Source organism: Actinoplanes lutulentus, from assembly GCF_003259845.1.
Taxonomy (GTDB): Bacteria; Actinomycetota; Actinomycetes; order Mycobacteriales; family Micromonosporaceae; genus Actinoplanes; species Actinoplanes lutulentus.
Genome location: NZ_QLMJ01000026.1, coordinates 137,798 through 162,660 on the forward strand (window position 1 = coordinate 137,798; position 24,863 = coordinate 162,660).

A 24,863-nucleotide genomic window follows, 5' to 3' on the forward strand; every position below is an offset into this window, starting at 1 on the left:
GCAGGCAGTTTCACCCGAGCGCGGCTCGACAGTCGTCAAGAACACGTTCGCCGGCGGCGCGCAGATCGGCGATCTCCGGGCCCGCGCCGAGGACCTCGCGTGAGTACGAGGGCAACACGTTCCGCAGGCTCTCGCCGAAGACGGCGCGCAGGTCGGACGGTGTCGCGCCCTGCGCTCCGAGGCCCGGAGCGAGCAGCGGGCCGTTGACCGCGGAGAGGTCGTGGCCGGTCTCGCCGATCGTCGCGCCGACCACGAGCCCGAGACTTCCGAGCGGCACCGCACCCGCGTTGACCTGCGAAATCTCGTCGATGACGGTTTGCGCGACAGTTTTTCCGGACGCTGTGACGGCGTGCTGGACGGCCGGGCCCTCGGGGTTCGAGGTCAGCGCGAGAACGAATACACCGCCGCCGTGAGCGGCCGCCAGATCGAACGCCGGCTGCAATGAGCCGACGCCAAGATAGGGACTCACAGTAATCGCGTCGGCACACAGAGAACTCGCCGGATCCAGATATGCCGACGCATAAGCGGCCATCGTCGAGCCGATGTCGCCACGTTTCACGTCGAGAAGGACGATCGCGCCGGCCTCTCGGGACTGTCGGATAGTTGACTCAAGAATCGCGACGCCACGTGACCCAAATCTCTCAAAAAACGCGGACTGTGGTTTCAGAACGGCCACCCGATCGGCCAGCGCCTCGACCACCGTTAGGGCGAAGCGTTCCAGGCCGGCGATGTCGTCGGAGAGGCCCCAGCGGGTGAGCAGAGAAGCGTGCGGATCGATGCCGACGCAGAGCGGACCACGCTCCGCCACGGCCGCGTGAAGCCGTTCGCCGAAGGTCTCCATTGATATTTCCCCCAAACGTGTCAGGTAGCTGCCACCGCGGCGATGATCGCCGCGGTAATGCGGTCCACGTCCGCGTCGTCCGCCACATAGGGCGGCATCGTGTAGATCAGGTCCCGGAACGGCCTCAGCCAGACGCCCTCGGCCACAGCGGCCGCGGTCGCCGCCGCCATGTCCACCGGATGATCAAGCTGCACCACACCGATCGCACCGAGAACGCGGACGTCCGCGACCCCTCGCGCCCCCCGGAGCGGCCCCAGGCCGTCTTTCAGCCGGCTTTCGATCATGGGTACGCGCGAAGCCCACCCGCCATCCCGCAGGAGGCCCAGCGACGCGTTGGCCACCGCGCAGGCCAGTGGATTGCCCATGAACGTCGGGCCGTGTGCCAGCCCGCCGCCCTCCCCCGCCGAGATGGCCGACGCCACCTCCGGCGTGCACAGCGTCGCCGCGAGGGTCAGATAACCACCCGTCAGGGCTTTACCGAGGCACATGATGTCCGGGCTCACCCCGGCGTGATCAGCCCCGAAGAGCGTGCCGGTCCGGCCGAACCCGGTAGCGATCTCGTCGAAGATCAGGAAGATGCCGTGTGCCGCGGTCACCTCGCGCAGCACCCGCAGGTACTCCGGGTGGTGGAACCGCATCCCGCCGGCCCCTTGGACGACCGGCTCGACGATCACCGCGGCGATCTCGCCCTGATCCCGCTTGATCATCTCGGTGAGTTCGTTCGCGTAAGCGTCGTCGTATTCCGCCGGAGGCGGGCCGGCGAAGACCTGGACCGGCAGCACCCCGGTCCACAGCGAGTGCATTCCGCCCTCCGGGTCGCAGACGCTCATCGGGTGGAACGTGTCGCCGTGATAGCCGCCCCGCCAGGTCGCCAGGCGCTGCCGTTCCGGCCGGCCCAGCGCCCGCTGCGCCTGGAGCGCCATCTTGATCGCCACCTCGACCCCGACCGAGCCGGAGTCGCAGAGGAAGACGTGGTCCAGGCCCGCCGGGGTCATCTCGACAAGCGTGCCGGCCAGCCGGATCGCCGGCTCGTGGGTGAGCCCGCCGAACATCACGTGGCTCATCCGGCCGGCCTGATCGGCCAGGGCCGCGTCCAGCACCGGGTGCCGGTACCCGTGGATCGCCGCCCACCAGGACGACATCCCGTCCACGAGTTCCCGGCCGTCGGCCAGGCGCAGCCGGACCCCGGCCGCACTCTCCACCAGATAGGGGTCGGTGCGACCGGGCATCGGGCCGTACGGATGCCAGACGTGCGCCCGGTCGAGCGCGAGAAGCTCGCGCTCGGACGTGCTCATCGCGCGCGGTGCGAGCGGATCGGCCGGGCGCCCCGGGCGATCGCCCGGACCAGGTCCGGTCCCCGATAGATGAACCCGCTGTAGAGCTGCACCAGCGAGGCTCCGGCGTCCAGCAACCGGGAGGCGTCGTCGACCGACATGATGCCGCCGACCCCGATGATCGGCAGCCGGCCGCCGGTCTCGTCGTGCACGAACTTCACCACCTCGCGGGCCCGCTCGGTGAGCGGCTTGCCGGAGAGTCCGCCGGCCTCACCCGCGAGGTGCTGGTCGGCGTCGGCGATCCCGTCCCGGGACAGCGTGGTGTTTGTGGCGATCAGACCGGCCGCGCCGTGGTCGAGGCAGACCTCGAGGAGCTGGGCGATGGCCGGCTCGGTCAGGTCCGGGGCGATCTTCACGAGCACCGGCACCGGGCCGCTCAGCGCCTTGAGCAGCGCACCGATCGAGTCGGCGTCCTGCAGCGAGCGCAGCCCCGGCGTGTTCGGCGAGGAGACGTTGACCGCGATGTAATCGGCGTACGGGTGCAGCAGCCGGTACGAGGTCAGGTAGTCCTCGACCGCGTCCTCCAGGGGCGTGACCTTGGACTTGCCGAGCGAGATGCCCAGCGGGACGTCCAGCTTGCCGGCCGACGCCAGCCGCTCGGCCAGCGCGGCCGCGCCGAGGTTGTTGAACCCCATCCGGTTGATGATCGCGTCGGAGCCCTTGAGCCGGAACACCCGTGGCTTGTCGTTGCCCGGCTGCGGCTTCGCGGTGACCGTGCCGGCCTCGACGAACCCGAACCCGAGCGCGGACCACGCCGGCAGCGCGATCCCGTTCTTGTCCATCCCGGCGGCCAGGCCGACCCGGTTCGGGAACCGGACGCCGAACGCCTCCACCGGCGCGGCGAACGAGTACTGACCGCGCAGGGCGGCCAGCGCCGGAGCCGGCAGCGAGGCGAGCCGGTTCAGCGTCCACTCGTGGGCGTGCTCGGCGTCGCCGCCGCCCAGCCGGAACAGAACCGGCCGGACGGCGTTCGCGAACAGATTCACTTGGCCAGCTCCGGCCGGAGCAGCGCGTGCAACTCCTGCAAGGGGCGGACCGTCATGTCGCCGCGCATCAGCGCCTCGATGCCCATCACCGCGGCGGCCGCGCCGGGCACCGTGGTCACACTCGGCACGTCGGCGGTGACGGCGGCGCTGCGGATCTCGTACCCGTCGAGCCGGGCGCTGGCGCCGGAGCCCTGCGGGGTGTTGATGATCAGGGCGATCTCGCCGGCCAGGATCAGCTCGACGGCGTTCTTGCCCGGGCTCTCGTAGTGCTTCGGGACGACCTCGCACTCAATGCCGTACCGGCGCAGGACCTCGCCGGTGCCGGCCGTGGTGACGATGGTGAAGCCCAGGTCGGCGAGGCGCTTGACCGGGAAGACCATCGAGCGCTTGTCCCGGTTCGCCACCGAGACGAAGACCTTGCCCTTGGTCGGCAGCGAGCCGTACGCGGCGGCCTGCGACTTGGCGAACGCCTGGCCGAAGCCCGCGTCGATGCCCATCACCTCACCGGTCGACTTCATCTCCGGGCTGAGCAGGTTGTCCACGCTCTTGCCGGCCGGGGTGCGGAACCGCTTGAACGGCAGCACCGCTTCCTTGATGGCGATCGGCGCGTTCGCCGGCGTGGTGCCGCCGTCGCCGTCGGCCAGCAGCAGGCCCTCGGCGCGCAGCTCGGCGATGGTGGCGCCGAGCGCGATCCGAGCGGCCGCCTTGGCGAGCGGGACCGCTGTCGCCTTGGAGACGAACGGCACGGTCCGGGACGCACGCGGGTTGGCCTCCAGGACGTAGAGGGTCTCGTCCTTGAGCGCGTACTGCACGTTGAGCAGGCCGCGGACGCCGACGCCGCGGGCGATCGCCTCGGTGTACCGGCGCACCTCCGCGATGTGCGTGGCGGCCAGGTTGATCGGCGGCAGCGAGCAGGCCGAGTCGCCGGAGTGGATGCCGGCCTCCTCGATGTGCTCCATCACGCCGCCGAGGTAGACCTCGCCGGTGGAGTCGCACAGCGCGTCGACGTCGATCTCGATGGCGTCGTCGAGGAACCGGTCGACCAGCACCGGGTGGTCCGGTGAGATCTCGGTGGCCCGCTCGATGTAACCCTTCAGCGTCGGCTCGTCGTAGACGATCTCCATGCCCCGGCCGCCGAGCACGTACGACGGGCGGACCAGGACCGGGTAACCGATCGAGTCGGCGATCGCCTTGGCCTCGGGGAAGCTGACCGCGGTGCCGTGGTCCGGCGAGCGCAGCCCGGCCTCGGCCAGGACCACGCCGAACAGGCCACGGTCCTCGGCCAGGTCGATCGCTTCCGGCGAAGTGCCGACGATCGGCACGCCGGCCGCCTTGAGCCGGTGCGCCAGGCCCAGCGGCGTCTGCCCGCCGAGCTGGACGATCACGCCGACCACACCGGGTCCGCCGGCCGCCTTGCCCGAGCTGTCCTCGGCGTGGAAGACCTCGAGGACGTCCTCGAAGGTGAGCGGCTCGAAGTAGAGCCGGTCCGCGGTGTCGTAGTCGGTGGAGACCGTCTCCGGGTTGCAGTTGATCATGACGGTCTCGAAGTCGACACCGCGAAGAGCCTGTACGGCGTGCACACACGAGTAGTCGAACTCGATGCCCTGACCGATCCGGTTCGGCCCGGAGCCCAGGATGATCACCTTGGGCCGGTCGCTCGGCGCCACCTCGGTCTCCTCGTCGTACGACGAGTAGTGGTACGGGGTGTTCGCCTCGAACTCGGCGGCGCAGGTGTCCACGGTCTTGTAGACCGGGCGGATGCCGAGGCGGTGCCGCAGCGAGCGGACACCGTCCTCGCCGGCCAGCTCGGGGCGCAGTGCCGCCAGCTGCTTGTCGGAGAGTCCGGAACGCTTCGCCCGGCGCAGCAGCTCGTCGTCGAGGACCGGCGAGGCCAGGATCTCGGCGCGCAGCTCGACCAGGGCCTGGATCTCGTCGAGGAACCACGGGTCGATCCGGCCGCTGGCCTCGTGCACCTGCTCGACGGTCGCGCCGAGCCGCAGCGCGGCCTCGACCGTGTAGAGCCGGCCGTCGTGCGGGATCCGCAGCGCGGCGAGGGCCTCGTCGAGGTCGGTGAAGGTGGGCGCGGTCCAGAAACCGGCCGCCTTCGTCTCCATCGAGCGCATCGCCTTGTTGAGCGCCTCGGCGAAGTTGCGGCCGAGGCTCATCGCCTCGCCGACCGACTTCATCGTGGTGGTGAGCTCCTTGTCCGCCCCCGGGAACTTCTCGAAGGCGAAGCGCGGGATCTTCACGACCACGTAGTCGAGGGCCGGCTCGAACGCGGCCGGCGTCTTGAGCGTGATGTCGTTCGGGATCTCGTCGAGCGTGTACCCGATGGCCAGCTTCGCGGCGATCTTCGCGATCGGGAAGCCGGTGGCCTTCGAGGCGAGCGCCGACGAGCGGGAGACCCGGGGGTTCATCTCGATCACGATCATCCGGCCGTCGTCCGGGTTGATCGCGAACTGGATGTTGCAGCCGCCGGTGTCCACGCCGACCTCGCGCAGCACGGCGATGCCGAGGTCACGCAGGTTCTGGTACTCACGGTCGGTCAGCGTCATGGCCGGCGCCACGGTGACGCTGTCGCCGGTGTGCACGCCCATCGGGTCGATGTTCTCGATCGAGCAGACCACCACGACGTTGTCGTGCTTGTCGCGCATCAGCTCGAGCTCGTACTCCTTCCAGCCGAGCACGCTCTCCTCGATGAGCACCTCGGTGACCGGGGAGGCGGCCAGGCCGGAGCCGGCGATCCGCTCCAGGTCCTCGTCGTTGTGCGCCATGCCGGAGCCGAGCCCGCCCATGGTGAACGAGGGGCGGACCACGACCGGGAGGCCGATCTCGGCGACGGTCGCGCGTACCTCGTCCATCGAGTGACAGACCCGCGAGCGCGGCGTCTCGCCGCCCGCTTTCGCCACCACGTCCTTGAAGAGCTGCCGGTCCTCACCCTTGCGGATGGCCTCGACATTGGCGCCGATCAGCTCGACGCCGTACTTCTCCAGGACGCCGTTCTCGTGCAGCGCGATCGCGGTGTTCAGCGCGGTCTGCCCGCCCAGGGTCGGCAGGATCGCGTCCGGGCGCTCCTTGGCGATGACCAGCTCGACGAACTCGGGCGTGATCGGCTCGACGTAGGTGGCGTCGGCGAACTCCGGGTCGGTCATGATCGTGGCCGGGTTGGAGTTGACCAGGGAGACGCGGATGCCCTCGGCCTGCAGCACCCGGCACGCCTGGGTGCCGGAGTAGTCGAACTCGCAGGCCTGGCCGATGACGATCGGGCCGGACCCGATCACCATGATGTGCTTGAGATCTTCACGTTTCGGCATGGGTGGTCAGCCCTTCTTCTCGACGAGCTCGACGAAACGGTCGAAGAGGTAGTCGGCGTCGTGCGGGCCGGCTGCGGCCTCGGGGTGGTACTGGACGGTGAAGGCGGGGATCTCGATGCCCCGCAGGCCCTCGACCACGTTGTCGTTGAGGCAGACGTGCGAGACCTCGACGGCGCCGAACTCGGTGTCGATCACCTGGTTCAGCGGGGCGTCCACGGCGAACCCGTGGTTGTGGCTAGTGACCTCGACCTTGCCGGTGGTCTTGTCGAGCACCGGCTGGTTGATGCCCCGGTGGCCGTACCCGAGCTTGTAGGTGCCGAAGCCGAGCGCGCGGCCGAGGATCTGGCTGCCGAAGCAGATGCCGAAGAGCGGCACCTCGCGGCGCATCACGTCCTGGGCCAGCGCGACCGGTCCGTCGGCGGTCGCCGGGTCGCCCGGGCCGGGCGAGAAGAAGACCGCGTCCGGGCTGACCGCGAGCAGGTCCTCGATCGACGAGGAGGCCGGGAAGATGTGCGTGGTGACACCGCGCGCGGCGAGCCGGCGGGCCACGTTGCGCTTGATGCCGAGGTCGAGCGCGGCGACCGTGTACCGGTGCTCGCCCTCGGCCTTGACGGTGTAGAGCGCGTCCGTGCTGACCTGGGCGGAGAGGTCCGCGCCGATCATCTGCGGCTCGCCCTTGACCCGCTCCAGCAGCGACTGCGGGTCGAGGTCGACCGAGGAGATGCCGACCCGCATGGCGCCGCGTTCGCGCAGGTGGCGGGTGAGCGCGCGGGTGTCGACGCCGCTGATCCCGACGACGCCCTCGGCGGCCAGGCGCTCGCCCAGGTCACCCTGCGAGCGCCAGTTCGACGGGCGGCGGGCCGGGTCGCGGACCACGTAACCGGCGACCCAGATCCGGTCCGACTCGTCGTCCTCGGCGTTGACGCCGGTGTTGCCGATCTGCGGTGCGGTCTGCACCACGACCTGCTTGTGGTACGACGGGTCGGTCAGCGTCTCCTGATATCCGGTCATGCCGGTGGTGAACACCGCCTCGCCGAACGTCTCGCCGACAGCTCCGTAAGCCGTCCCGGAGAACGTGCGACCGTCCTCCAGCACCAGAATCGCCTTGGTCATTACTTGACCGCCTTCCCGTCCAGAACCGTCGCTTCTCCCCGCAGGAAGGTCGCCACGATGCGACCCGGCAGGTTCATGCCCGCGTACGGCGTGTTTCGGCTGCGGCTCGCCAGCTCGGCCGGGTCGACGACCCAGCGGGCGGACGGGTCCACCAGCGTGATGTTTGCGGGCGTGCCGGCGCTCAGGTCGCCGCCGTGCCCGGTCAGCCCGGCGATGCGGGCCGGCGCGATCGACATCCGGTCGGCGATCAGGTCCCACTTCTCACCGAAGACGCTCAGCACGATCGGCAGCGCGGTCTCCAGACCCAGCATGCCGGGGCGGGCGTACGACCACTCGCATTCCTTGTCCTGCACGGCGTGCGGCGCGTGGTCGGTGGCCACCACGTCGATCACCCCGTCCAGCAGGGCCTGGCGGAGGGCTTCGACGTCGTTGCGCGTACGCAATGGGGGGTTGACCTTGAAGACCGGGTCGTAACCGGCCGCGAGTTCGTCGGTGAGAAGGAGGTGGTGGGGGGTGACCTCGGCGGTCACGCGCACGCCGCGGGCCTTGGCCTGGCGGAGCACCTCGACCGAACCGGCGGTGGAGACGTGGCAGACGTGCAGGCGGCTACCGACGTGCTCGGCCAGGAGCACGTCCCGGGCGATGATCGCCTCCTCGGCGACCGCGGGCCAGCCGGTCAGGCCGAGGCGAGTGCTGACCTCGCCCTCGTGCATCTGCGCGCCCTCGGTGAGGCGCGGCTCCTCGGCGTGCTGGGCGATCACGCCGTCGAACGCCTTCACGTACTCCAGGGCCCGGCGCATCAGGCGCGGGTCGGCGACGCAGAAGCCGTCGTCGGAGAAGATCCGCACGTTCGCGGCGGAGTCGGCCATCGCGCCCAGCTCGGCGAGCTGCTTGCCGGCCAGACCGATGGTGACGGCGCCGATCGGCTGCACGTCCACCAGACCGGCCTCGCGGCCGAGCCGCCAGACCTGCTCGACCACGCCCGCGGTGTCGGCGACCGGCGAGGTGTTCGCCATCGAGCAGACCGCTGTGTAACCGCCGAGCGCCGCGGCGCGCGAGCCGGTCTCGACCGTCTCGGCGTCCTCGCGGCCGGGTTCGCGCAGGTGGGTGTGCACGTCGACGAGGCCGGGCAGCGCGACCAGGCCGGTCGCGTCGATGACCTGAGCGTCGTCGGGAGCTTTGTCGGAAATGACGCCATCAACGATGGCCAGGTCGGTCGGCGCGGCGCCGAGGATCGAGACGCCCTTGAGCAGGTACGCCATCACTTGCCTCCCAAAAGCAGGTAGAGGACTGCCATCCGGACGCTGACGCCGTTGGCGACCTGTTCGACGATCGTGGATCGGGGCGAGTCGGCGACCTCGGGTGCGATCTCCATGCCCCGGTTCATCGGACCCGGGTGCATGACGATCGCGTGCTCCGGCAGCCGCCTCATCCGCCGCATGTCGAGCCCGTACCGGCGGCTGTACTCACGGGCCGACGGGAAGTACGAGTCCTGCATCCGCTCGGTCTGCACGCGCAGCATCATCACCACGTCGCTGTCCGGCAGCACCGCGTCCAGGTCGTACGAGACCTGGGTCTTCTCGGCCAGCGCGGCCGCGGTGTCCAGCGGGATGAGCGTGGGCGGGCCGACCACGGTGACCTGCGCGCCGAGCGTGGTCAGCAGCAGGACGTTGGAACGGGCCACCCGGCTGTGCAGCACGTCGCCGACGATCGCGACCTTCAGGCCGTCGAGCCGGCCCAGGCGCGAGCGCATCGTGTACGCGTCCAGCAGAGCCTGTGTCGGGTGCTCGTGGGTGCCGTCACCGGCGTTGACCACCGAGCCGTCCACCCACTCCGCCAGCCGGTGCGGCGCGCCGCTGGCCGGGTGCCGGATCACCACGGCGTCGGCACCCATGGCCTGCAGGGTGAGCGCGGTGTCCTTCAGGCTCTCGCCCTTGGAGACGCTGGAACCCTTGGCGGAGAAGTTGATGACGTCGGCGGAGAGCCGCTTGGCCGCCGCCTCGAAGGAGATCCGGGTCCGCGTCGAGTCCTCGTAGAAGAGGTTGACCACGGTGCGGCCGCGCAGCGCGGGCAGCTTCTTGACCTCGCGGCCGGAGAGAGCGGCCATCTCGGCGGCGGTGTCCAGGATCAGGGTCGCGGTGGCGGCGTCCAGGTCGGCCGCCGAACGGAGATGCTTGATCATTTGAGGCCTCCGATCAGGCGTACCTCGTCGGCGCCGTCGGTCTCGGTGAGCGCGACCTTCACGCTCTCGCTGAGCGCGGTCGGGATGTTCTTGCCGACGTAGTCGGCGCGGATCGGCAACTGCCGGTGACCGCGGTCGACCAGGACCGCGAGCTGCACCGAGCTGGGCCGGCCGAGATCCTGCAGCGCGTCCAGGGCGGCGCGCACCGAGCGGCCGGAGAAGAGGACGTCGTCGACGAGGATCACCCGCAGCCCGTCGATGCCGCCGCTGGGCAGCTCGGTCTTGCCGAGCGCGCGGGTGGCCTTGAGGCGCAGGTCGTCGCGGTAGAGCGTGATGTCGAGTGATCCGACCGGGACCTCGACGCCTTCGAAGGCGTGGATCCGGGCGGCGAGCCGGTGCGCGAGCGGGACACCCCGGGTCGGGATGCCGAGCAGCACCGTGCCGGTGGCGCCGGAGGTCTTCTCGAGGATCTGATGCGCGATGCGGTCCACGACCCGATGCAGGTCGGAACCCTCTAAAATGATCTTGCTCGGCGCGTCTGCGCGTGGCTGCGCCACGGCGGACCTCCTTCCCCGCCTCACGGGACGGGTCGTTAAAGGATGTCGGTTCGGTTTCGGCCCCAGTTCAGGCCGGCCCGATGGCTGACGCTACGTTACCAGTGGACGCAGCGTTGACCATGGTGACGTGCCTGACTGGAGCAGACCGGACAAATCCTGCAACTGGGGATACAGCCGGTAACTTTGGTGCGGCCCGCACGACTCATCGGTAACCAACACTTGACCGGCGGTCGCAAACTCCGTACCGTCACGCAGCGTAGCGATCCGTGAGGAAAGAACCCTCCGGGCCAGCACAGTACCGGGAGTGTCCGTATGCCGTCTGAGTACGCCAAGTCGCTGGGCGCTCGCCTGCGCTCCATCCGCCAGCAGCAGGGCCTGTCCTTGCAGGGCGTCGAAGAGAAGTCCAACGGCCGCTGGAAAGCTGTCGTGGTCGGCTCGTACGAGCGTGGTGACCGCGCGGTAACCGTCTCGCGTCTGGCCGAACTGGCCGACTTCTACCGAGTGCCCGTCTCGGAGCTCCTGCCCGACGGCAGTGGCATCCGCCTCGAGGCCACCAACAAGATCGTCCTTGACCTGGAGAAGCTGTACGACACCACGGGCGAAGACCTCGCGTACGTGGCTCGTTACGCCCGGGCCATCCAGCAGCAGCGCGGCGACTACAACGGCCGCGTCCTGTCGATCCGCGCCGACGACCTGCGCGCGCTCGCCATCGTGTACGACATCTCGCCCTCCGGCTTGATCGAGCGCCTCACCGAGCAGGGTGTGCTGGTCGCTGACCCGCGCGCGTTCTTCGCCAGCTGATTCACCGCACCGCCAAAGCCCGCGCCTTCCCGGCGCGGGCTTTCCCGTTTCCCCACCCAGCGAGCCGCCAATGGGCAGCTTCACCACGCGCCGCCCGCAACCCCCCTTTCTCGCGATCTTGTGGAGTTTCACGAACCGTTTCCGGTGATGTCCACAAGATCGGCTCGGGGTGTGTGCCTCCCGGCTCCACTCCTTTCGATCTTGTTGATCTGACTCCACCCCGTGCTCGTGGAAATCAACAAGATCTGGCGTTATCCACAGGCAGAAAATTTGGCAGCCGAGCGAGCGGTGCTTCCCAGCAGGGTGAGGCCATGCTTCTCCGAACTCCCAGTGACGATGGGAGCGAGTTCGAATGGTTGCTCTACGAACAGGCTGGCGTCGTCACCACCCGTCAGGCAATCACGCTGCTCGGTCGCGCACCGGTCGAGCGCCATCTCCGCCATGGCCGATGGCGCAGTCTGAGCCACGGAATACTCCTGACCGATAACGGCCGGCTTCACCGTGAACAGCAACTATGGGTGGCCATCCTGGCGGCCGGGCCCGGCGCCCTGCTCGCCGGCATCACTGCGGCGACCGCATGGGGAGTGACCGGTCTCCCCAGCGAGCCGATCCAAGTGATCATTTCGGCTGAGCGCAGCCGGAGCGCGCGTCTTGCCCGGTTCCCTGCCGACATGGCTTCGGTACGCGTGTACCGCTCGGCCGTACTCCCGCCGGAGCATCAGCACACCGGCCTACCCCCACGGACCAGCCTGGGACGTTCCGTCATCGACGCGGCAGCGTGGGCCGGCACCGATCGCGAGGCACACGTGGTGATCGCCGCCGCATGTCAGCAACGGCGGGTCCTGCCCTCGGACATCAGGCGCGCGCTCGACCTGTTCCCGCGAATACGCCGGCACCGGTTGATGAGCGATCTGCTCGCTGACCTGGCCGGAGGCGCGTCCGCACTCAGTGAGATCGACCTGGTCCGCCTGTGCCGGCAGTACCGCCTGCCACTACCGGTATTACAGGAGCATCGGACGGACAGCGCCGGTCGCAGGCGTTACCTCGATGCCTACTGGCCGGACTTCCGGCTGCACGTCGAGGTCGACGGGGCACATCACATGGATGCCGAGCAGTGGACCGCCGACATGCTCCGGCAGAACGCTGTGTGGATCAAAGGCGACCGAATCCTGAGATTCCCGGCATCGCTGCTCCGATCGAACCCCAGCGCCGTCGCCGCCCAGCTGAAAGCAGCCATGACAACGCCATAAACCCCCGCGCACCCAAGCCCCCGCCACCCCACCACCCCGCCGCCCGCCGCGGATCTTGTTGAGTTCCACGCAAACGGTTCACCCAAGTCGACAAGATCGCAACGAGCAAACCCACCCCTAGCCGATCTTGAAGAACTCCCCGACTACGAGACGGAGTAAGTCAACAAGATCGAAAAAGCGACAGCACGACGCGTCACAAGATCGCGGCGAAACCAGCAGTACAAGCCCCCGAACCCCGAACCCCAAACCCCGAACGCACCCCGTACACCAACGCGAAGCGGCCCGGACCATCCGGTCCGGGCCGTGCGGAAACCCTGTTCAGCGCGTGGCGAACGCCGCGATGCGGTCGAGAAGGCCGTTCAGGAAGCGAGGGCTGTCGTCGGTCGACATCTCCTTCGCCAGCTCCACCGCCTCGGTGATGGCGACCGGGTCGTCCACGTCGGGCACGTAGAGCAGCTCGAACACCGCGATCCGCGCCAGGTTGCGGTCGACGGCCGGCATCCGGTCGATCGTCCAGCCCTCCGCGTAGCTGGCGATCAGCTCGTCGACCCGGTCGATGTTCTTGGCGACGCCCTCGATCAGCTCGGTGGCGTAACCCATGTGTTCCGGATGCGGCTTGGCGATCCGGTCCAGGTAGGTGACGAGAACCTGGCTCGGCGGAAGGTCACGCAGGTCGGCCTCGAAGAGGACGTCGAGTGCTCGCTTGCGCGCCTTGCGACGCGCGAGCCGTTCCTTTTTGGGACCTTCAGCCATCAGCTGCGGCCGAGGTAGCGGCCGTCGCGGGTGTCGACCTTGATCTTCTCACCGGTGGTGATGAAGAGCGGAACCTGAACGGTGGCGCCGGTCTCGACGGTCGCCGGCTTGGTGCCGCCGGTGGACCGGTCACCCTGCAGACCCGGCTCGGTGTAGGTGACCTCGAGGAACACGCTGGTCGGCAGCTCGATGTAGAGCGGCACACCCTCGTGCAGCGCGACCGTCGCCTCAGCCTCGGGGAGCAGGTAGTTCGCGTTCTCGCCGAGCGTGCCACCCTGCACGTGGATCTGGTCGTAGGTGTCCAGGTCCATGAAGACGTAGTCTTCGCCGTCCTTGTACAGGTACTGCATGGTGCGCTTGTCCACGGTCGCGGTCTCGACCTTGGTGCCCGCGTTGAAGGTCTTGTCGACGACCTTGCCGGACAGGACGTGCTTCAGCGTGGTGCGGACGAACGCCGGACCCTTCCCCGGCTTGACGTGCTGGAACTCGACGACAGTCCACAGCTCCTTGTCGAGGTTGAGCACCAGGCCGTTCTTCAGGTCGTTGGTGGAAGCCATGTCCTGCCTTGGTTTGAAGCGTATCGGTGACCGAACCACTCTACCGGCGGTGAGCAGTCCCCTGCGAATCGGGCTTACCGGGCAATATGGTCTATTGCGAGGCGATATCCAGCGAAGCCGAGACCGGCGATCACACCGGTCGCAACGGCCGAAATCACCGAATGGTGCCGAAACTCCTCACGGGCGTGGATGTTCGAGATGTGCACCTCGATCAGCTTGCCGCGCAACATCGCGCAGGCGTCACGCACCGCGTAGTTGTAATGGGACCAGGCCCCCGGGTTCAGCACCACGTCGGCACCTTCGTCGGCCGCCTGGTAAAGCCATTCGAGCATCTCATGCTCGGCGTTGGTCTGCCGCACCTCGACGGTCAGGCCGAGGTCCTTCGCCGCGGTCTGGCACAGATCGACCAGATCCTGATAGGTCGACGAGCCGTAGATCCCCGGCTCACGCAGCCCCAGCCGCCCCAGGTTCGGCCCGTTCAGCACGTAGATCATCGGGCCACCGCCGCGTAGGCCCGCTCCAGCAGGTCCTCGTCCGGCCCGGCCAGGATGCCCGGCTTCGCCAGGCCATCCAGAACCACGAACCGCAAGGTCGCTGCCCGCGCCTTCTTGTCGACGCGCATCGCGGGCAACAGCTCGGTCCAGGCACTTCCTTCGTACGCCGTAGGAAGCCCCAGGGACTCGAGAACCGCTCGGTGCCGTGCCGCGGTCGCGTCGTCCAGCCGCCCGCTGAGCCGGCCCAGCTCAGCCGCGAAGATCATGCCCACCGAGACCGCGTGCCCGTGCTTCCAGGAGTACTTCTCCCGCCGCTCGATCGCGTGACCCAGCGTGTGCCCGTAGTTGAGGATCTCCCGCAGCCCGGACTCCTTGAGGTCGACGCCGACCACGTCCGCCTTCACCTGGATCTTGCGTTCGATCAGCTCGCGCAGCACGTCGCCGCGCGGGTCGAGCGCCCCCGCCGGGTCGGCCTCGACCAGTTCCAGGATCCGCGGGTCGGCGATGAACCCGCCCTTGACCACCTCGGCCAGACCCGCAGCCACGTCCTCGGCCGGCAGCGTGTCGAGCGCGTCCAGGTCACAGAGCACACCGGCCGGCGGGTGGAACGCGCCGACCAGGTTCTTGCCGGCCGCGATGTTCACCCCGGTCTTGCCGCCGACGGCAGCGTCGACCATGCCGGCCACCGACGTCGCGACCGGCACCCAGCGCACACCCCGCAGCCAGGCCGCCGCGACGTACCCCGCCAGGTCCGTGGTGGCTCCGCCACCGACACCCACGACCACATCGGTACGCGTGAACCCGGCCGCACCCAGCTCGTCCCAGCAGCGGGCCGCCACCTCGATCGACTTGCCGCGCTCAGCGTCCGGCACCTCGATCGGCACCACGGTCACCGCGCCGGCCGCCTTGGCGACGGCCTCGGCACGGTCGCGCAGCGTCGGCGGATGCAGCACGGCCACCCGCGCCGCACCCTCGATCAGTGCGGGCAGCTCGTTCTCGAGTCCACGCCCGACGATCACGTCATACGGACGGTCACCCGTCACCGGAATTCGCGTCACCACGGGCGTCACCTTATCCGCGCGGTCCGGTCCGGCTATGCACCCACCATCGACATTCCACTCCTCGGATGGGGTTATATACAGATAACCCCAAGAGGGTTACAACGGTGGCATGCCGAAAATCAACGTGTACCTCCCCGACGAGCTCGCCGACGCCGTCCGGGAGACCGGCCTGCCCGTCTCGCCGATCTGCCAGCGCGCCCTGGAGCATGCGGTCCGCCGGATCACCACGATCCGCCAGGCCGTGCTCAGCGACCTCGACCCGGACCGGCTCTCCGAGCGGCTGCCCAGCTTCACCGGCCGCCTGATCATCACGCTCACCCTCGCGGCCCGCCGCGCCCAGGAGGCCGGCGCCGCCACGGTGACCACCGCCGACCTGCTGCACGGCCTGCTCGCCGAGAACCACAACCTGGGCGTGCAGATCCTCACCGCGATGGACGTGGCACCGGACTCACTGACCGCGCCGTCCACCCCGGAGCCCGACAGCGGCGGCAGCGGACTGCGATTCAGCGCACCGGCCGCGGTCGCCCTGGAGCTGGCGGTCGGCGAGGCCATCGGATTCGGTCACAACTACGTCGGCTGCGAGCACCTGCTCGTCGGTCTGGCCGCCGAACCGGACGGCTCAGCCGGCGAGCTCCTGCGCTCCCGGGCCGTCGACGGCAAAGCCGCCCGCCGAGCGGTGGCCGCCGCCGTCGCCGGCTACGCCCACCTGCGCTCCACCGCCCCCGACCAGCAGGCCGCCCCAGCAGCCCTGCTCACCGCCGTCCGAGCCGAGCTGACCCCCCTGATCGAACGCATCGAACGCCTGGAGAGCCGCCTCAACTAACGGAGCAGGCCGGTGATCTCGTCGGCCAGGTCGTCGGGTTCGCGGCCGTCCGTTGTCACGCTGTGCGTCGCCACCTCCAGGTAGAGCGGCTTGCGCTGCTCCATCAGGTGACGCAGGGTCGCTCGCGGGTTGATGGCGAGCAGCGGCCGGCCCGAGCCCAGACCGACCCGTTTGATCGCGTCGGACAGGCCGACTTCGAGGAAGACGACTGTCTGGCCGGTGAGCAGTTTGCGCGTACCCTCGTCGAGGATTGCGCCGCCGCCGAGGGCGAGCACGCCCGCGAAGGTCTCCACGCACTCAGCCACGACCGCGCGCTCCTGCGCGCGGAAAACGTCCTCGCCGTCATCGACGAAGATCTCCGGGATGGGCTTGCCGGCCCGCTCCTCGATGATCGTGTCGGTGTCGGCGAACGGTACGCCCAGCCGCGAAGCCAGCGCCGCGCCGACGGTGGTCTTGCCGGCGCCCATCACGCCGACCAGGACCACTGCCGGAGCCATCAGCGGATGACCAGGTTCTCGAGGTACGACGCGAGGTTGCGCTTGATCTCGGCGACCGAGTCGCCGCCGAACTTCTCGACGGCGGCCTCGGCCAGGACCAGCGCGACCATCGCCTCGGCGACCACCGCGCCGGCCGGCACCGCACAGACGTCGGAGCGCTGGTTGATCGCGGTGGCCGGCTCGCCGGTGACGATGTCGACGGTCTGCAGTGCCCGGTTCAGCGAGGAGATCGGCTTGAGCGCGGCACGGACCCGCAGCGGCTCACCGTTGGTGATGCCACCCTCCAGGCCGCCGGCCCGGTCGGTGATCCGCTTGACGCCGTCCGCGGTCGGGACGATCTCGTCGTGCGCCACCGAGCCGCGCGACCGCGCCTGGGTGAAGCCGTCACCGATCTCGACGCCCTTGACCGACTGGATCGACATGAGCGCGGTGGCGAGGCGGGCGTCCAGCTTGCGGTCCCACTGCACGTGCGAGCCGAGGCCCGGCGGCACGTTGTAGGCCAGCACCTCGACGATGCCGCCGAGGGTGTCGGCGTCCTTCTTGGCGGCGTCGACCTCGGCCACCATCCGCTCGCTGGCCTCCGGGTCGAGGCAGCGCAGCGGGTCGGCGTCGATCCGGTCGAAGTCGTCCGGCGTGGGCAGGACGCCCGGTTTCGCGGCGACCGAGCCCAGCTCGATCACGTGCGAGACGATGTCGATGCCGAGCGCCTGCTTGATCAGCTGTTTGGCGACCACACCGATGGCGACGCGGGCCGCGGTCTCCCGGGCGCTCGCACGCTCCAGGATCGGGCGGGCGTCGGTGTGACCGTATTTCTGCATGCCGGCCAGGTCGGCGTGGCCGGGACGCGGGCGGGTCAGCGCCTCGTTGCGGGCCTGCGAGGCGAGCAGGTCGGGGTCCACCGGGTCGGCGGACATGACCGTCTCCCACTTGGGCCACTCGCTGTTGCCCACCCGCAGCGCGACCGGGCTGCCCTGCGTCACCCCGTGCCGGATGCCGCCGATGAGCTCTAGCTCGTCCTGCTCGAATTTCATCCGGGCGCCGCGTCCGTAACCCAGGCGGCGGCGCACGAGGTCGCGCATGATGTCCGCGCTCGTCACCTCCACCCCGGCGGGAACACCCTCCAGGAGCGCGACAAGAGCCGGACCATGCGATTCACCTGCGGTTAGCCAGCGCAACACGGGAAACAGTCTGGCACGAACGCCTCGCTGCCCGGAATGCGGGCAGCGCCGTCCCGTTCTGCGGGAGTCAGCTGCGGGCTTTCTCCATCGCGGCCCGCATGGCGTCCTCGGGTGCCCGGCCGACCCCGGTGAACTGCTCGAACTGGCTCAGCGCCTGGGCCAGCAGCAGGTCCAGGCCGGAGTGGACGGTGACACCGGCCTTGATCGCCGAAGCGGCGAGCGGCGTGGGCCAGGGGTCGTAGATCGCGTCGAAGAAGACACCGTCGTGGTGCCAGGTGACCTGATCGGCCAGCTCGTCGGCGGCGCCCTTGGGGACCGTGGAGATCACCGCGTCGGCGTCGAAGGCGATCGGCGCGTCGGCCCAGGCGACGCCCGAAAGCTTCAGGCCCAGCGCCACCGCGACCGGGTCGAGGACCTCGCGGGCCTCGGGCCGGCGGGTCACCACCCTCACCTGCTCCGCGCCGAGCTCGGACGCGGCGGCCAGCGCGGCGCGGGCGGTGCCGCCACCACCGAGCACGGTGATCCGCGGCGGCGCCACCTTGGCAGCGTGCCGGCCGCGGCTGACACCGACGCCGGCCTCACGCAGCACCCGGACCAGGCCACCCACGTCGGTGTTGTCGGCGTGCCAGGAGCCGTCCGGCTGGTGCACCAGCGTGTTCGCGACCCCGGCCGCGATGGCGACCGGGGTGGCCACCGCGGCGATCCGCAGCGCGGCCTCCTTGAGCGGCATGGTGAGCGACAGACCGGCCCACTCCGGGCCGAGGCCGGCCACCAGGTCGGGAAGCTCCGACTCGGCGCACTCGATCGCCTCGTAGGTCCAGCCGGACAACCCGGCCGCCGCGTACCCGGCATTGTGGATCACCGGGGAGAGCGAGTGGGCGATCGGCTTACCGAGCACCGCGGCCTTGCGGGTGGTCGGGGTCTCGTTGTGGCTCAACACCCCGACCACTGTACGGAATCGCTCAACAGAGCTTGCTGATCCCGTTGTCGCAGGCCTTCTTCACGTTCTTGTCGTGCTCGGCGCTGGTCACCGCGAACGCCGACCGGCCGTCCTTGTCGACCGCCACGAAGAACAGCCACGGACCGGCGGCGGGCTTCATCGCGCCGGTCAGCGCGGCCCGGCCCGGGCTGTTGATCGGCCCGATCGGCAGACCCACCACGATCTCCGTGTTGTACGGGTTCTTCGGGTCCTCCATCTCCTTCTTCAGAAGGTCGCCGGAGTGTTTCGGGTCCTTGCCGTTGAGTTCGAGCCAGTAGTTCGTGGTGACGTCGAACTGGAGCGTCATCTTCTCCTTGTAGGCCCGGTTGTACGCGACCCGCGACACCTTCGGCAGGTCGTCGGCGATGCCGGCCTCGGCCTGCGACAGCGACGCCACGATCAGCGCCTCGTACGGCGACACGGCCAGGCTCCTCTGCACGTCGTCGGCGAACCCGATCTCACCGGTGACCGTCAGGAAGTGGTCGACCATGGTCCGCAGCACCTGTTCGGCGTTGGCTTTCGGGTCGAACTCGTACGTGTCCGGGAAGAGGAAGCCCTCGGAGGTCTTGGAGACCTGCTTGCCGTCGGTCCGCTTGAACCACCAGTCCGGCACGCCGAGCGCCACCGGGTCCTTCGCGGCTTCCTCGAAGTCCTTCACCGGCAGGCCTGTCGCTTTCGCCAGCAGGTCGAACGTCTGCTTCGCGGTCTTGCCCTCAGGGATCGTCACGCCCTTGCTGAGCCGGGCTGCCGGGTCGAGCAGCAGCGCCACCGCTTCCTTGGCCGCCATCTGCTTGCGCAGGTTGTACGTCCCGGACTGGATGTTCTTGCTGCGCGGCTCGGCCTCGGCCGCGTTCGTGAACGCCTTGGTACTTTTCACGACGTCGACCTTGACGAGCTCGTTGCCGATCTCGGTGAGCGACGCGTTCTTCGCGACGGTGACCTCGACGGGCTCCGCTCCGGCGCCGCTGTAGTCGGCGGCCACGAAGAAGCCGCGGACCTTGGTGTACCCGAAGTACACCCCGCCGCCCAGGCCTGCCAGCAGCAGGAACGTCATGAGCAGAGCGATCGCCGATTTCCCACCGCCCTTACCGGCACGGTGGCGGCGCGGTTTGCTCCGCTCGGCGTCCTCATCGAACGCCACATCAAGTTCGTCGATCACGTCGTCCGCCTCCGCTGCCCGTCCCAGCCGGCACCACCGCGTTCCCCGGCGGCGTTCACCGGCGCAAGCCAGTGACCACGGTCAAGGCGCGGCACTGAGGCGCACCATACCCACATCGATGCCCTGCCGCCCACCCCAGCGACCCTCCGCTCACCCGACCGTCACGCTCCGTTTCCGGAAATCACCCGAAGCACGCTTGCCTAACGCAGCGGGAGCGCTCGCGAAACGCCGCGACCGCCGGGCATCGTGCTCCGGCGGTCGCGTTGAGTGATCATGCTCAGCAGATCGGGATGCCGTTCTCGCAGGCCTTCTCGATGTTCTTCTCGTGGTCGGCGAAGGTCTTGCCGTACGCCATGGCGCCCTTGTCGTTGACCGTCACGAAGAAGTAGTAGTCACTCTTCTTCGGGTTCATCGCCCCACGCAGCGCCACGTCACCCGGGTTGCTGATCGGGCCGACCGCCATGCCCTTGACGTCGTAGTTGTACGGGTTCTTCGGGTCGTGCAGCTCCGAGGCGAGCAGCTTCTCCGAGGACTTCGCCTCCTTGCCGGTCAGCCGCAGCCAGTAGTTGACAGTGCTGTCCAGCTGCAGGCACTCACAGGGGAAGTTCCCGGTGTACGCCCGGTTGTAGAGCACCCGCGCGACCGGGCCCATGTCCTCGTCCAGCAGCGCCTCGACCTGCGCGATCGACGCCGCGACCAGAGCCTCGTACGGCGAGATGTTGAGCTTCGCCGCGACCGTTTCCGGGAAGTTCAGCTCGGTCATCTCGGTGTTGAAGTTCGCCACGACCTTCTTGAGCACATCGGTCGCCGTGGCGTCCTTGGCGATCTCGTACGTCGCCGGGTACAGGAAGCCCTCGATGTTCGTCTTGTCGATCTTCTTGCCGTCGCCGCGCTTGAACCAGAGCGACGGCACACCGAGCGCCGCCGGGTCCTTGCCGGCTTTCTTGAACTCGTCGACCGAGATGCCGGTGGCCTTCGCCAGCCGGTCGTAGACCTGGAGGTACGTGAGACCCTCCGGCAACGTCACCCGGTGCACGTTCAGGTTCTTCAGATCGAGCAGCCACGTCAGCGCGTCGGCGGCCTTCATCTCCTTCTTCAGGAGATACGATCCGACCTGAATGTTCTTGCTGTCGGAATTGTCCTTGGCGGCGTTGATGAAGGCCGCCTGGCTCTTCACCACACCCTCCCGGTACAGGGAGTCGGCGATCGCGGTCGCGGAGTCCCCGGACTTGACCTCGACGACGGCCTCACCCTTGCCGGGGCCGTCGAAATCAGCCGCGGTAAAGAAGCCCTTCGCCTTGTCATAGCCGTACCAGAGGCCGCCACCGAGGACGCCGAAGAGCAGCAGGACCATGAAAAGGGCGGCAAAGGTCCGGCCGCCGCCCTCCTTGCGGCGATGTCGCCATCGCCCCGGGTCCGCGTTCTGCTCGAAACTGAGATCAAGCTGCTCGTCGATCAATTAGCTCTGCCTCCGCCGGGCGTCCAGCCAGCCTTGCAGGATCTCGACAGCGGCCGCCTGGTCCACGACCGCACGTTGACGCCGGCCTTTCACGCCCCGCTCGGACAGCCTACGACTGGCGACGACGGTGGACATGCGCTCATCGGTCAACACGATCGGCACCGGCGCGATGACCGCGCCGAGCCGTTCCGTGTACGCGCGGATGTGGCCGGCCGCCACACCCTCGCGCCCGTTCAGAGCGACCGGGAGCCCGACGACGACCTCGATCGCCTCGAACTCCTCGATCAGCCCCGCGAGCTCCTTCATGTCCGCCGGAACACCGTCCGCGCCAGTCACCTGGTCACGTGCGACGGTTTTCACCGGACTGGCCAGGATGCCGTCGGGATCGCACCTCGCGACCCCGACACGCACCTGTCCCACGTCCACGCCAAGGCGTACGCCTCGAACGAAGCGCTGCGTCACGCCATCACCCTGCACAGCAGCAACACGCGCCTCCAAGTCCCGATCAAGCTACGACGCGAAGAGTAGCCACCGATCGGTCGCGGCCGCTATCAGCTCGCTTCGATGATCGCCTTCTCGATCGCGCCCAAGAGCTTAGCCGCTTCAGTAGCGGGAACGCCGCCACCCTGAGCAAGGTCCGCATTGCCCCCGCCACGACCGGAAAGGGCCGCCTTGACCAGGTCCGACGCGGAAAGGCCGCGAGTCTTGGCCGCGCCGTTGATCGCTACGATCAGTGACGCCTTGCCCCCGGAGCGCGCTGTCACCGCGACAACCGCGGGCCGAGCCTTGTCGATCTTGCCGCGAATCTCCTGTGCGAGGGTCCGCACGTCGTTGACCGCCGCGCCCTCCGGCGCCTCGGTGCCGACGTACGCCACGCCGTCCAGGTTCTTGGCCGCGTCGACGAGCCCGGCGGCGCCCGCGAGCACCGCCTGCGCCCGCATCTTCTCCAGCTCCTTCTCCGCGTCGCGCAGGGCCGCCACGGTGTGCTCGACCCGGTCGGCGACCTGGTCGTTCGGCACCCGGAACAGCTCGGCGATACGGGAGACCAGCAGGTGCTCCTTGGCGAGGAAGCCGAACGCGTCGATGCCGACGAGCGCCTCGACCCGGCGTACGCCGGAACCGATCGACGACTCGTTGAGGATCTTCACGAGGCCCAGCTGGCCGGACCGCGCCACGTGCGTGCCACCACACAGTTCACGCGCGTAGTCGCCGACCTCAACCACACGGACCTCATCGCCGTACTTCTCACCGAAGAGCGCCATCGCGCCGAGCCGGCGCGCCTCGTCCTGGGAGGTGATGAACGCGTGCACTTCGAGGTCGCGCAGCAGCACCTCGTTGATCTGCTGCTCCACGTCGTTCAGCACGGTCGGCGAGATCGCGCCCGGCGTGTTGAAGTCGAACCGCAGACGGCCCGGCGCGTTCAGCGAACCCGCCTGGGTCGCCGACTCGCCGAGGAAGTTGCGCATCGTCTGGTGGACCAGGTGCGTCGCGGTGTGCGAGCGCGAGATCGCCCGGCGGCGGTCGATGTCGATCTCCGCGAAGCCGGTCTCGCCGGAGCGCACCTCGCCGCTGAGCACCCGCGCCTTGTGCACGATCAGACCCGGAATCGGCTGCTGCACGTCGACGATCTCGAGCCGGCCGCCGCCCACGTTGATGAAGCCGGTGTCGGCCTGCTGGCCGCCGCCCTCCGCGTAGAACGGGGTGGTGTCGAGCACCAGCTCGACGTAGTCACCCTCGCCGGCCACCTCGATCCGGCCGGAGTCGCCGATCAGCGCGCGAACGCGCGACTCCCGGCTCACCTCCTGGTAACCGGTGAACTCGATCGCGCCGCCCTCGTCCAGCGCCGAGCGGTACGACGAGAGGTCCGCGTGGCCGGTCTTGCGCGCCGCCGCGTCCGCTTTCGCCGCCTGCTTCTGCTCCGACATCAGACGGCGGAAACCGTCCTGATCGACCCGCAGGCCCTGCTCGGACGCGATCTCCAGGGTCAGATCGATCGGGAAGCCGTAGGTGTCGTGCAGCTTGAACGCCTGCGCACCCGACAGCAGGTTGCCGCCCGCCGAGCGAGTCTCGGCAATCGCGGTGTCCAGGATCGTGGTGCCGGCCTTCAGCGTGGAGACGAACGCCTCCTCCTCCGCGTACGCGTACGTGGAGATCCGGCCGAACTCCTTCGCCAGCTCCGGGTACGACGGGGCCATGCAGTCCCGCGCGATCGGCAGCAGTTCCGGGAACGTGGCGCCCTGCCAGCCCAGCAGACGCATCGCCCGGATCGCGCGGCGCATGATGCGGCGCAGCACGTAACCACGGCCCTCGTTGCTCGGGGTGATCCCGTCGCCGATCAGCATCAGCGCGGTGCGCACGTGGTCCGCGATCACCCGCAGCCGGATGTCGTCCGGGTGCGAGGTGCCCGCCTCGTGGCCCGAGTGCGCGCCGTAGACCTTGCCGGCCAGCTCCGCCGCCTTGGACAGGATCGGCTTGACCTCGTCGATCTCGTACAGGTTGTCGACACCCTGCAGGATCGACGCGACCCGCTCCAGGCCCATGCCCGTGTCGATGTTCTTCTTCGGCAGATCACTGACGATCGTGAACTGCTCCTTGCTCTTCACGTCGGTGATCTCGTACTGCATGAAGACGAGGTTCCAGTACTCCATGTACCGGTCCTCGTCGACCTCCGGGCCACCCTCTTTGCCGTACTCGGGGCCACGGTCGTAGAAGAGCTCGGAACAGGTGCCACCCGGGCCGGGGATGCCCATGTGCCACCAGTTGTCCTTCTTGCCCCGGCGGACGATCCGCTCGGCGGGCACGCCGATCGCGCGCCACATCTCGAACGCCTCGTCGTCGTCGAGGTACACGGTCGGCCAGATGCGCGTCGGGTCGAGGCCGAAGCCGCCCTTCTCGATCGGGTTGGTCGACAGCTCCCAGGCGAGGCGGATCGCCTCTTCCTTGAAGTAGTCGCCGAACGAGAAGTTGCCGTTCATCTGGAAGAACGTGCCGTGCCGGCTGGTCTTGCCGACCTCGTCGATGTCCGGCGTCCGGATGCACTTCTGCACGCTGACCGCCCGCGAGTACGGCGGCGTCTGCTGGCCCAGGAAGAACGGCACGAACTGCACCATGCCGGCGTTGATGAACAGCAGGTTCGGGTCGTCGATAGCCGGCAGCGGGGCACTCGGGACCACGGTGTGCCCGTTCGCCTCGAAATGCGCCAGATAGCGCCGCTTGATCTCCGCCGTCTTCATCGGTTTCCCTCCTGCGTGCCGTACTCCGCGTCCTCGCGCAGGTCGGCGAACTTGTCCTCGTAAAGCTCACCGGCGGCGAACGCCTGGTGGATCTGTTCTTCCCGCTCGGCCATACCGTCGCGGACGTCATCAACGAAGCTACGCAGTGACTCGACGAGCCCGCCAGCGGATTCCGACAGAGACGTCGCGATCCCGGTCGGAGTGAACTCGTTGGCCTTCTGGTTGAGCTTGCGGACGACGATGGCGCCGACGGCCAGGCCGACACCGAGCCAGAGCAGGCGCTTCATGACGG

At 68.9% G+C, this 24,863-nt stretch carries 24 protein-coding genes; 3 read left to right on the forward strand and 21 right to left on the reverse strand.

Going from position 1 to position 24,863, the window contains the following annotated elements; genetic code table 11:
- Positions 1-10: 10 nt before the first annotated feature.
- From pyrF to pyrR, 8 genes are read right to left on the reverse strand one after another with little or no spacing between them, the layout of a single operon-like run.
- The gene (pyrF, locus tag B0I29_RS40535; protein ID WP_111654489.1) at positions 11-841 is read right to left on the reverse strand and encodes an orotidine-5'-phosphate decarboxylase; all 831 of its coding nucleotides are present in this window, start codon (positions 839-841) and stop codon (positions 11-13) included.
- Between the two features lie 20 nt (positions 842-861).
- Positions 862-2,136: an adenosylmethionine--8-amino-7-oxononanoate transaminase gene (locus tag B0I29_RS40540; protein WP_111654490.1), complete on the reverse strand. Its 1,275-nt coding sequence runs from the start codon at positions 2,134-2,136 to the stop codon at positions 862-864.
- A complete protein-coding gene (locus tag B0I29_RS40545; protein WP_111654491.1) occupies positions 2,133-3,161 on the reverse strand; it encodes a quinone-dependent dihydroorotate dehydrogenase in 1,029 nt (342 codons plus the stop codon). Before B0I29_RS40545 ends, B0I29_RS40540 begins: the two co-directional genes overlap by 4 nt.
- Positions 3,158-6,475, reverse strand: coding sequence for a carbamoyl-phosphate synthase large subunit (carB, locus tag B0I29_RS40550; RefSeq protein ID WP_111654492.1), 3,318 nt, complete (start codon positions 6,473-6,475; stop codon positions 3,158-3,160). Before carB ends, B0I29_RS40545 begins: the two co-directional genes overlap by 4 nt.
- 6 nt (positions 6,476-6,481) lie before the next feature.
- On the reverse strand, positions 6,482-7,588 hold the full coding sequence (gene carA / locus B0I29_RS40555; protein ID WP_111654493.1) for a glutamine-hydrolyzing carbamoyl-phosphate synthase small subunit: 1,107 nt from the start codon (positions 7,586-7,588) through the stop codon (positions 6,482-6,484).
- Positions 7,588-8,853 (reverse strand): dihydroorotase, encoded by a 1,266-nt coding sequence (locus tag B0I29_RS40560; RefSeq protein WP_111654494.1) that lies wholly within the window; start codon positions 8,851-8,853, stop codon positions 7,588-7,590. The genes carA and B0I29_RS40560 overlap by 1 nt, the downstream gene beginning before the upstream one ends.
- Positions 8,850-9,770, reverse strand: coding sequence for an aspartate carbamoyltransferase catalytic subunit (locus tag B0I29_RS40565; RefSeq protein ID WP_111654495.1), 921 nt, complete (start codon positions 9,768-9,770; stop codon positions 8,850-8,852). The genes B0I29_RS40560 and B0I29_RS40565 overlap by 4 nt, the downstream gene beginning before the upstream one ends.
- Positions 9,767-10,351, reverse strand: a complete 585-nt coding sequence (pyrR, locus tag B0I29_RS40570) for a bifunctional pyr operon transcriptional regulator/uracil phosphoribosyltransferase PyrR (protein WP_375790596.1) — start codon at positions 10,349-10,351, stop codon at positions 9,767-9,769. Before pyrR ends, B0I29_RS40565 begins: the two co-directional genes overlap by 4 nt.
- A gap of 288 nt (positions 10,352-10,639) precedes the next feature.
- On the opposite strand from pyrR, the gene bldD reads away from it, so the two are divergent.
- Complete coding sequence (gene bldD, locus B0I29_RS40575) at positions 10,640-11,128, forward strand: transcriptional regulator BldD (RefSeq protein WP_014446326.1); 489 nt, start codon at positions 10,640-10,642, stop codon at positions 11,126-11,128.
- A 251-nt stretch (positions 11,129-11,379) separates the two neighbouring features.
- On the opposite strand, the gene B0I29_RS47195 is transcribed toward bldD, so the two are convergent.
- Positions 11,380-11,640 carry a hypothetical protein gene (locus tag B0I29_RS47195; RefSeq protein WP_245973150.1) on the reverse strand — a complete coding sequence of 87 codons (261 nt, stop codon included), beginning with the start codon at positions 11,638-11,640 and terminating at the stop codon, positions 11,380-11,382.
- Positions 11,641-11,646: 6 nt separating this feature from the next.
- On the opposite strand from B0I29_RS47195, the gene B0I29_RS40580 reads away from it, so the two are divergent.
- Positions 11,647-12,378 carry an endonuclease domain-containing protein gene (locus tag B0I29_RS40580; RefSeq protein ID WP_245973151.1) on the forward strand — a complete coding sequence of 244 codons (732 nt, stop codon included), beginning with the start codon at positions 11,647-11,649 and terminating at the stop codon, positions 12,376-12,378.
- Positions 12,379-12,696: 318 nt separating this feature from the next.
- On the opposite strand, the gene nusB is transcribed toward B0I29_RS40580, so the two are convergent.
- From nusB to aroB, 4 genes are all read right to left on the reverse strand, one after another.
- The gene (gene nusB / locus B0I29_RS40585; RefSeq protein WP_111654498.1) at positions 12,697-13,131 is read right to left on the reverse strand and encodes a transcription antitermination factor NusB; all 435 of its coding nucleotides are present in this window, start codon (positions 13,129-13,131) and stop codon (positions 12,697-12,699) included.
- Positions 13,131-13,688 (reverse strand): elongation factor P, encoded by a 558-nt coding sequence (efp, locus tag B0I29_RS40590; protein WP_111654499.1) that lies wholly within the window; start codon positions 13,686-13,688, stop codon positions 13,131-13,133. Before efp ends, nusB begins: the two co-directional genes overlap by 1 nt.
- A gap of 74 nt (positions 13,689-13,762) precedes the next feature.
- Positions 13,763-14,182 carry a type II 3-dehydroquinate dehydratase gene (gene aroQ / locus B0I29_RS40595; RefSeq protein WP_111654500.1) on the reverse strand — a complete coding sequence of 140 codons (420 nt, stop codon included), beginning with the start codon at positions 14,180-14,182 and terminating at the stop codon, positions 13,763-13,765.
- Positions 14,179-15,252: a 3-dehydroquinate synthase gene (gene aroB, locus B0I29_RS40600; RefSeq protein ID WP_111654501.1), complete on the reverse strand. Its 1,074-nt coding sequence runs from the start codon at positions 15,250-15,252 to the stop codon at positions 14,179-14,181. Before aroB ends, aroQ begins: the two co-directional genes overlap by 4 nt.
- A gap of 100 nt (positions 15,253-15,352) precedes the next feature.
- On the opposite strand from aroB, the gene B0I29_RS40605 reads away from it, so the two are divergent.
- Positions 15,353-16,066, forward strand: a complete 714-nt coding sequence (locus tag B0I29_RS40605) for a Clp protease N-terminal domain-containing protein (protein WP_111654502.1) — start codon at positions 15,353-15,355, stop codon at positions 16,064-16,066.
- Here the strand turns inward: B0I29_RS40605 and B0I29_RS40610 are convergent.
- The 8 genes from B0I29_RS40610 to B0I29_RS40645 form a co-directional block, all read right to left on the reverse strand.
- Complete coding sequence (locus B0I29_RS40610) at positions 16,063-16,563, reverse strand: shikimate kinase (RefSeq protein ID WP_111654503.1); 501 nt, start codon at positions 16,561-16,563, stop codon at positions 16,063-16,065. The two genes, B0I29_RS40605 and B0I29_RS40610, sit on opposite strands and share 4 nt — an antisense overlap.
- Positions 16,563-17,741, reverse strand: coding sequence for a chorismate synthase (gene aroC / locus B0I29_RS40615; RefSeq protein ID WP_111654504.1), 1,179 nt, complete (start codon positions 17,739-17,741; stop codon positions 16,563-16,565). The genes B0I29_RS40610 and aroC overlap by 1 nt, the downstream gene beginning before the upstream one ends.
- A gap of 67 nt (positions 17,742-17,808) precedes the next feature.
- Positions 17,809-18,678 carry a shikimate dehydrogenase gene (locus B0I29_RS40620; protein ID WP_111654538.1) on the reverse strand — a complete coding sequence of 290 codons (870 nt, stop codon included), beginning with the start codon at positions 18,676-18,678 and terminating at the stop codon, positions 17,809-17,811.
- 25 nt (positions 18,679-18,703) lie between these two features.
- Positions 18,704-19,879 carry an endolytic transglycosylase MltG gene (gene mltG / locus B0I29_RS40625; RefSeq protein WP_111654505.1) on the reverse strand — a complete coding sequence of 392 codons (1,176 nt, stop codon included), beginning with the start codon at positions 19,877-19,879 and terminating at the stop codon, positions 18,704-18,706.
- Positions 19,880-20,156: 277 nt separating this feature from the next.
- Positions 20,157-21,338 carry an endolytic transglycosylase MltG gene (gene mltG / locus B0I29_RS40630; protein ID WP_111654506.1) on the reverse strand — a complete coding sequence of 394 codons (1,182 nt, stop codon included), beginning with the start codon at positions 21,336-21,338 and terminating at the stop codon, positions 20,157-20,159.
- The gene (gene ruvX / locus B0I29_RS40635; RefSeq protein WP_111654539.1) at positions 21,339-21,800 is read right to left on the reverse strand and encodes a Holliday junction resolvase RuvX; all 462 of its coding nucleotides are present in this window, start codon (positions 21,798-21,800) and stop codon (positions 21,339-21,341) included.
- 89 nt (positions 21,801-21,889) lie between these two features.
- The gene (alaS, locus tag B0I29_RS40640) at positions 21,890-24,571 is read right to left on the reverse strand and encodes an alanine--tRNA ligase (protein WP_111654507.1); all 2,682 of its coding nucleotides are present in this window, start codon (positions 24,569-24,571) and stop codon (positions 21,890-21,892) included.
- Entirely contained in the window at positions 24,568-24,858 is a 291-nt protein-coding gene (locus B0I29_RS40645; RefSeq protein ID WP_111654508.1) for a hypothetical protein, read from the reverse strand. The genes alaS and B0I29_RS40645 overlap by 4 nt, the downstream gene beginning before the upstream one ends.
- Positions 24,859-24,863 lie beyond the last annotated feature (5 nt).

Bases quoted from the DNA above. Each gene is read 5' to 3' on its own strand.
- B0I29_RS40565 (WP_111654495.1), bottom strand. From the start codon at position 9,770: ATGATCAAGCATCTCCGTTCGGCGGCCGACCTGGACGCCGCCACCGCG.
- efp (WP_111654499.1), bottom strand. From the start codon at position 13,688: ATGGCTTCCACCAACGACCTGAAGAACGGCCTGGTGCTCAACCTCGAC.
- alaS (WP_111654507.1), bottom strand. From the start codon at position 24,571: ATGAAGACGGCGGAGATCAAGCGGCGCTATCTGGCGCATTTCGAGGCG.
- B0I29_RS40605 (WP_111654502.1), top strand. From the start codon at position 15,353: ATGCCGAAAATCAACGTGTACCTCCCCGACGAGCTCGCCGACGCCGTC.
- B0I29_RS40610 (WP_111654503.1), bottom strand. From the start codon at position 16,563: ATGGCTCCGGCAGTGGTCCTGGTCGGCGTGATGGGCGCCGGCAAGACC.
- carB (WP_111654492.1), bottom strand. From the start codon at position 6,475: ATGCCGAAACGTGAAGATCTCAAGCACATCATGGTGATCGGGTCCGGC.
- B0I29_RS40540 (WP_111654490.1), bottom strand. From the start codon at position 2,136: ATGAGCACGTCCGAGCGCGAGCTTCTCGCGCTCGACCGGGCGCACGTC.
- nusB (WP_111654498.1), bottom strand. From the start codon at position 13,131: ATGGCTGAAGGTCCCAAAAAGGAACGGCTCGCGCGTCGCAAGGCGCGC.
- bldD (WP_014446326.1), top strand. From the start codon at position 10,640: ATGCCGTCTGAGTACGCCAAGTCGCTGGGCGCTCGCCTGCGCTCCATC.
- carA (WP_111654493.1), bottom strand. From the start codon at position 7,588: ATGACCAAGGCGATTCTGGTGCTGGAGGACGGTCGCACGTTCTCCGGG.
- B0I29_RS40645 (WP_111654508.1), bottom strand. From the start codon at position 24,858: ATGAAGCGCCTGCTCTGGCTCGGTGTCGGCCTGGCCGTCGGCGCCATC.
- pyrF (WP_111654489.1), bottom strand. From the start codon at position 841: ATGGAGACCTTCGGCGAACGGCTTCACGCGGCCGTGGCGGAGCGTGGT.
- aroQ (WP_111654500.1), bottom strand. From the start codon at position 14,182: ATGATCTACGTGCTGAACGGGCCGAACCTGGGGCGGCTGGGGCTGCGT.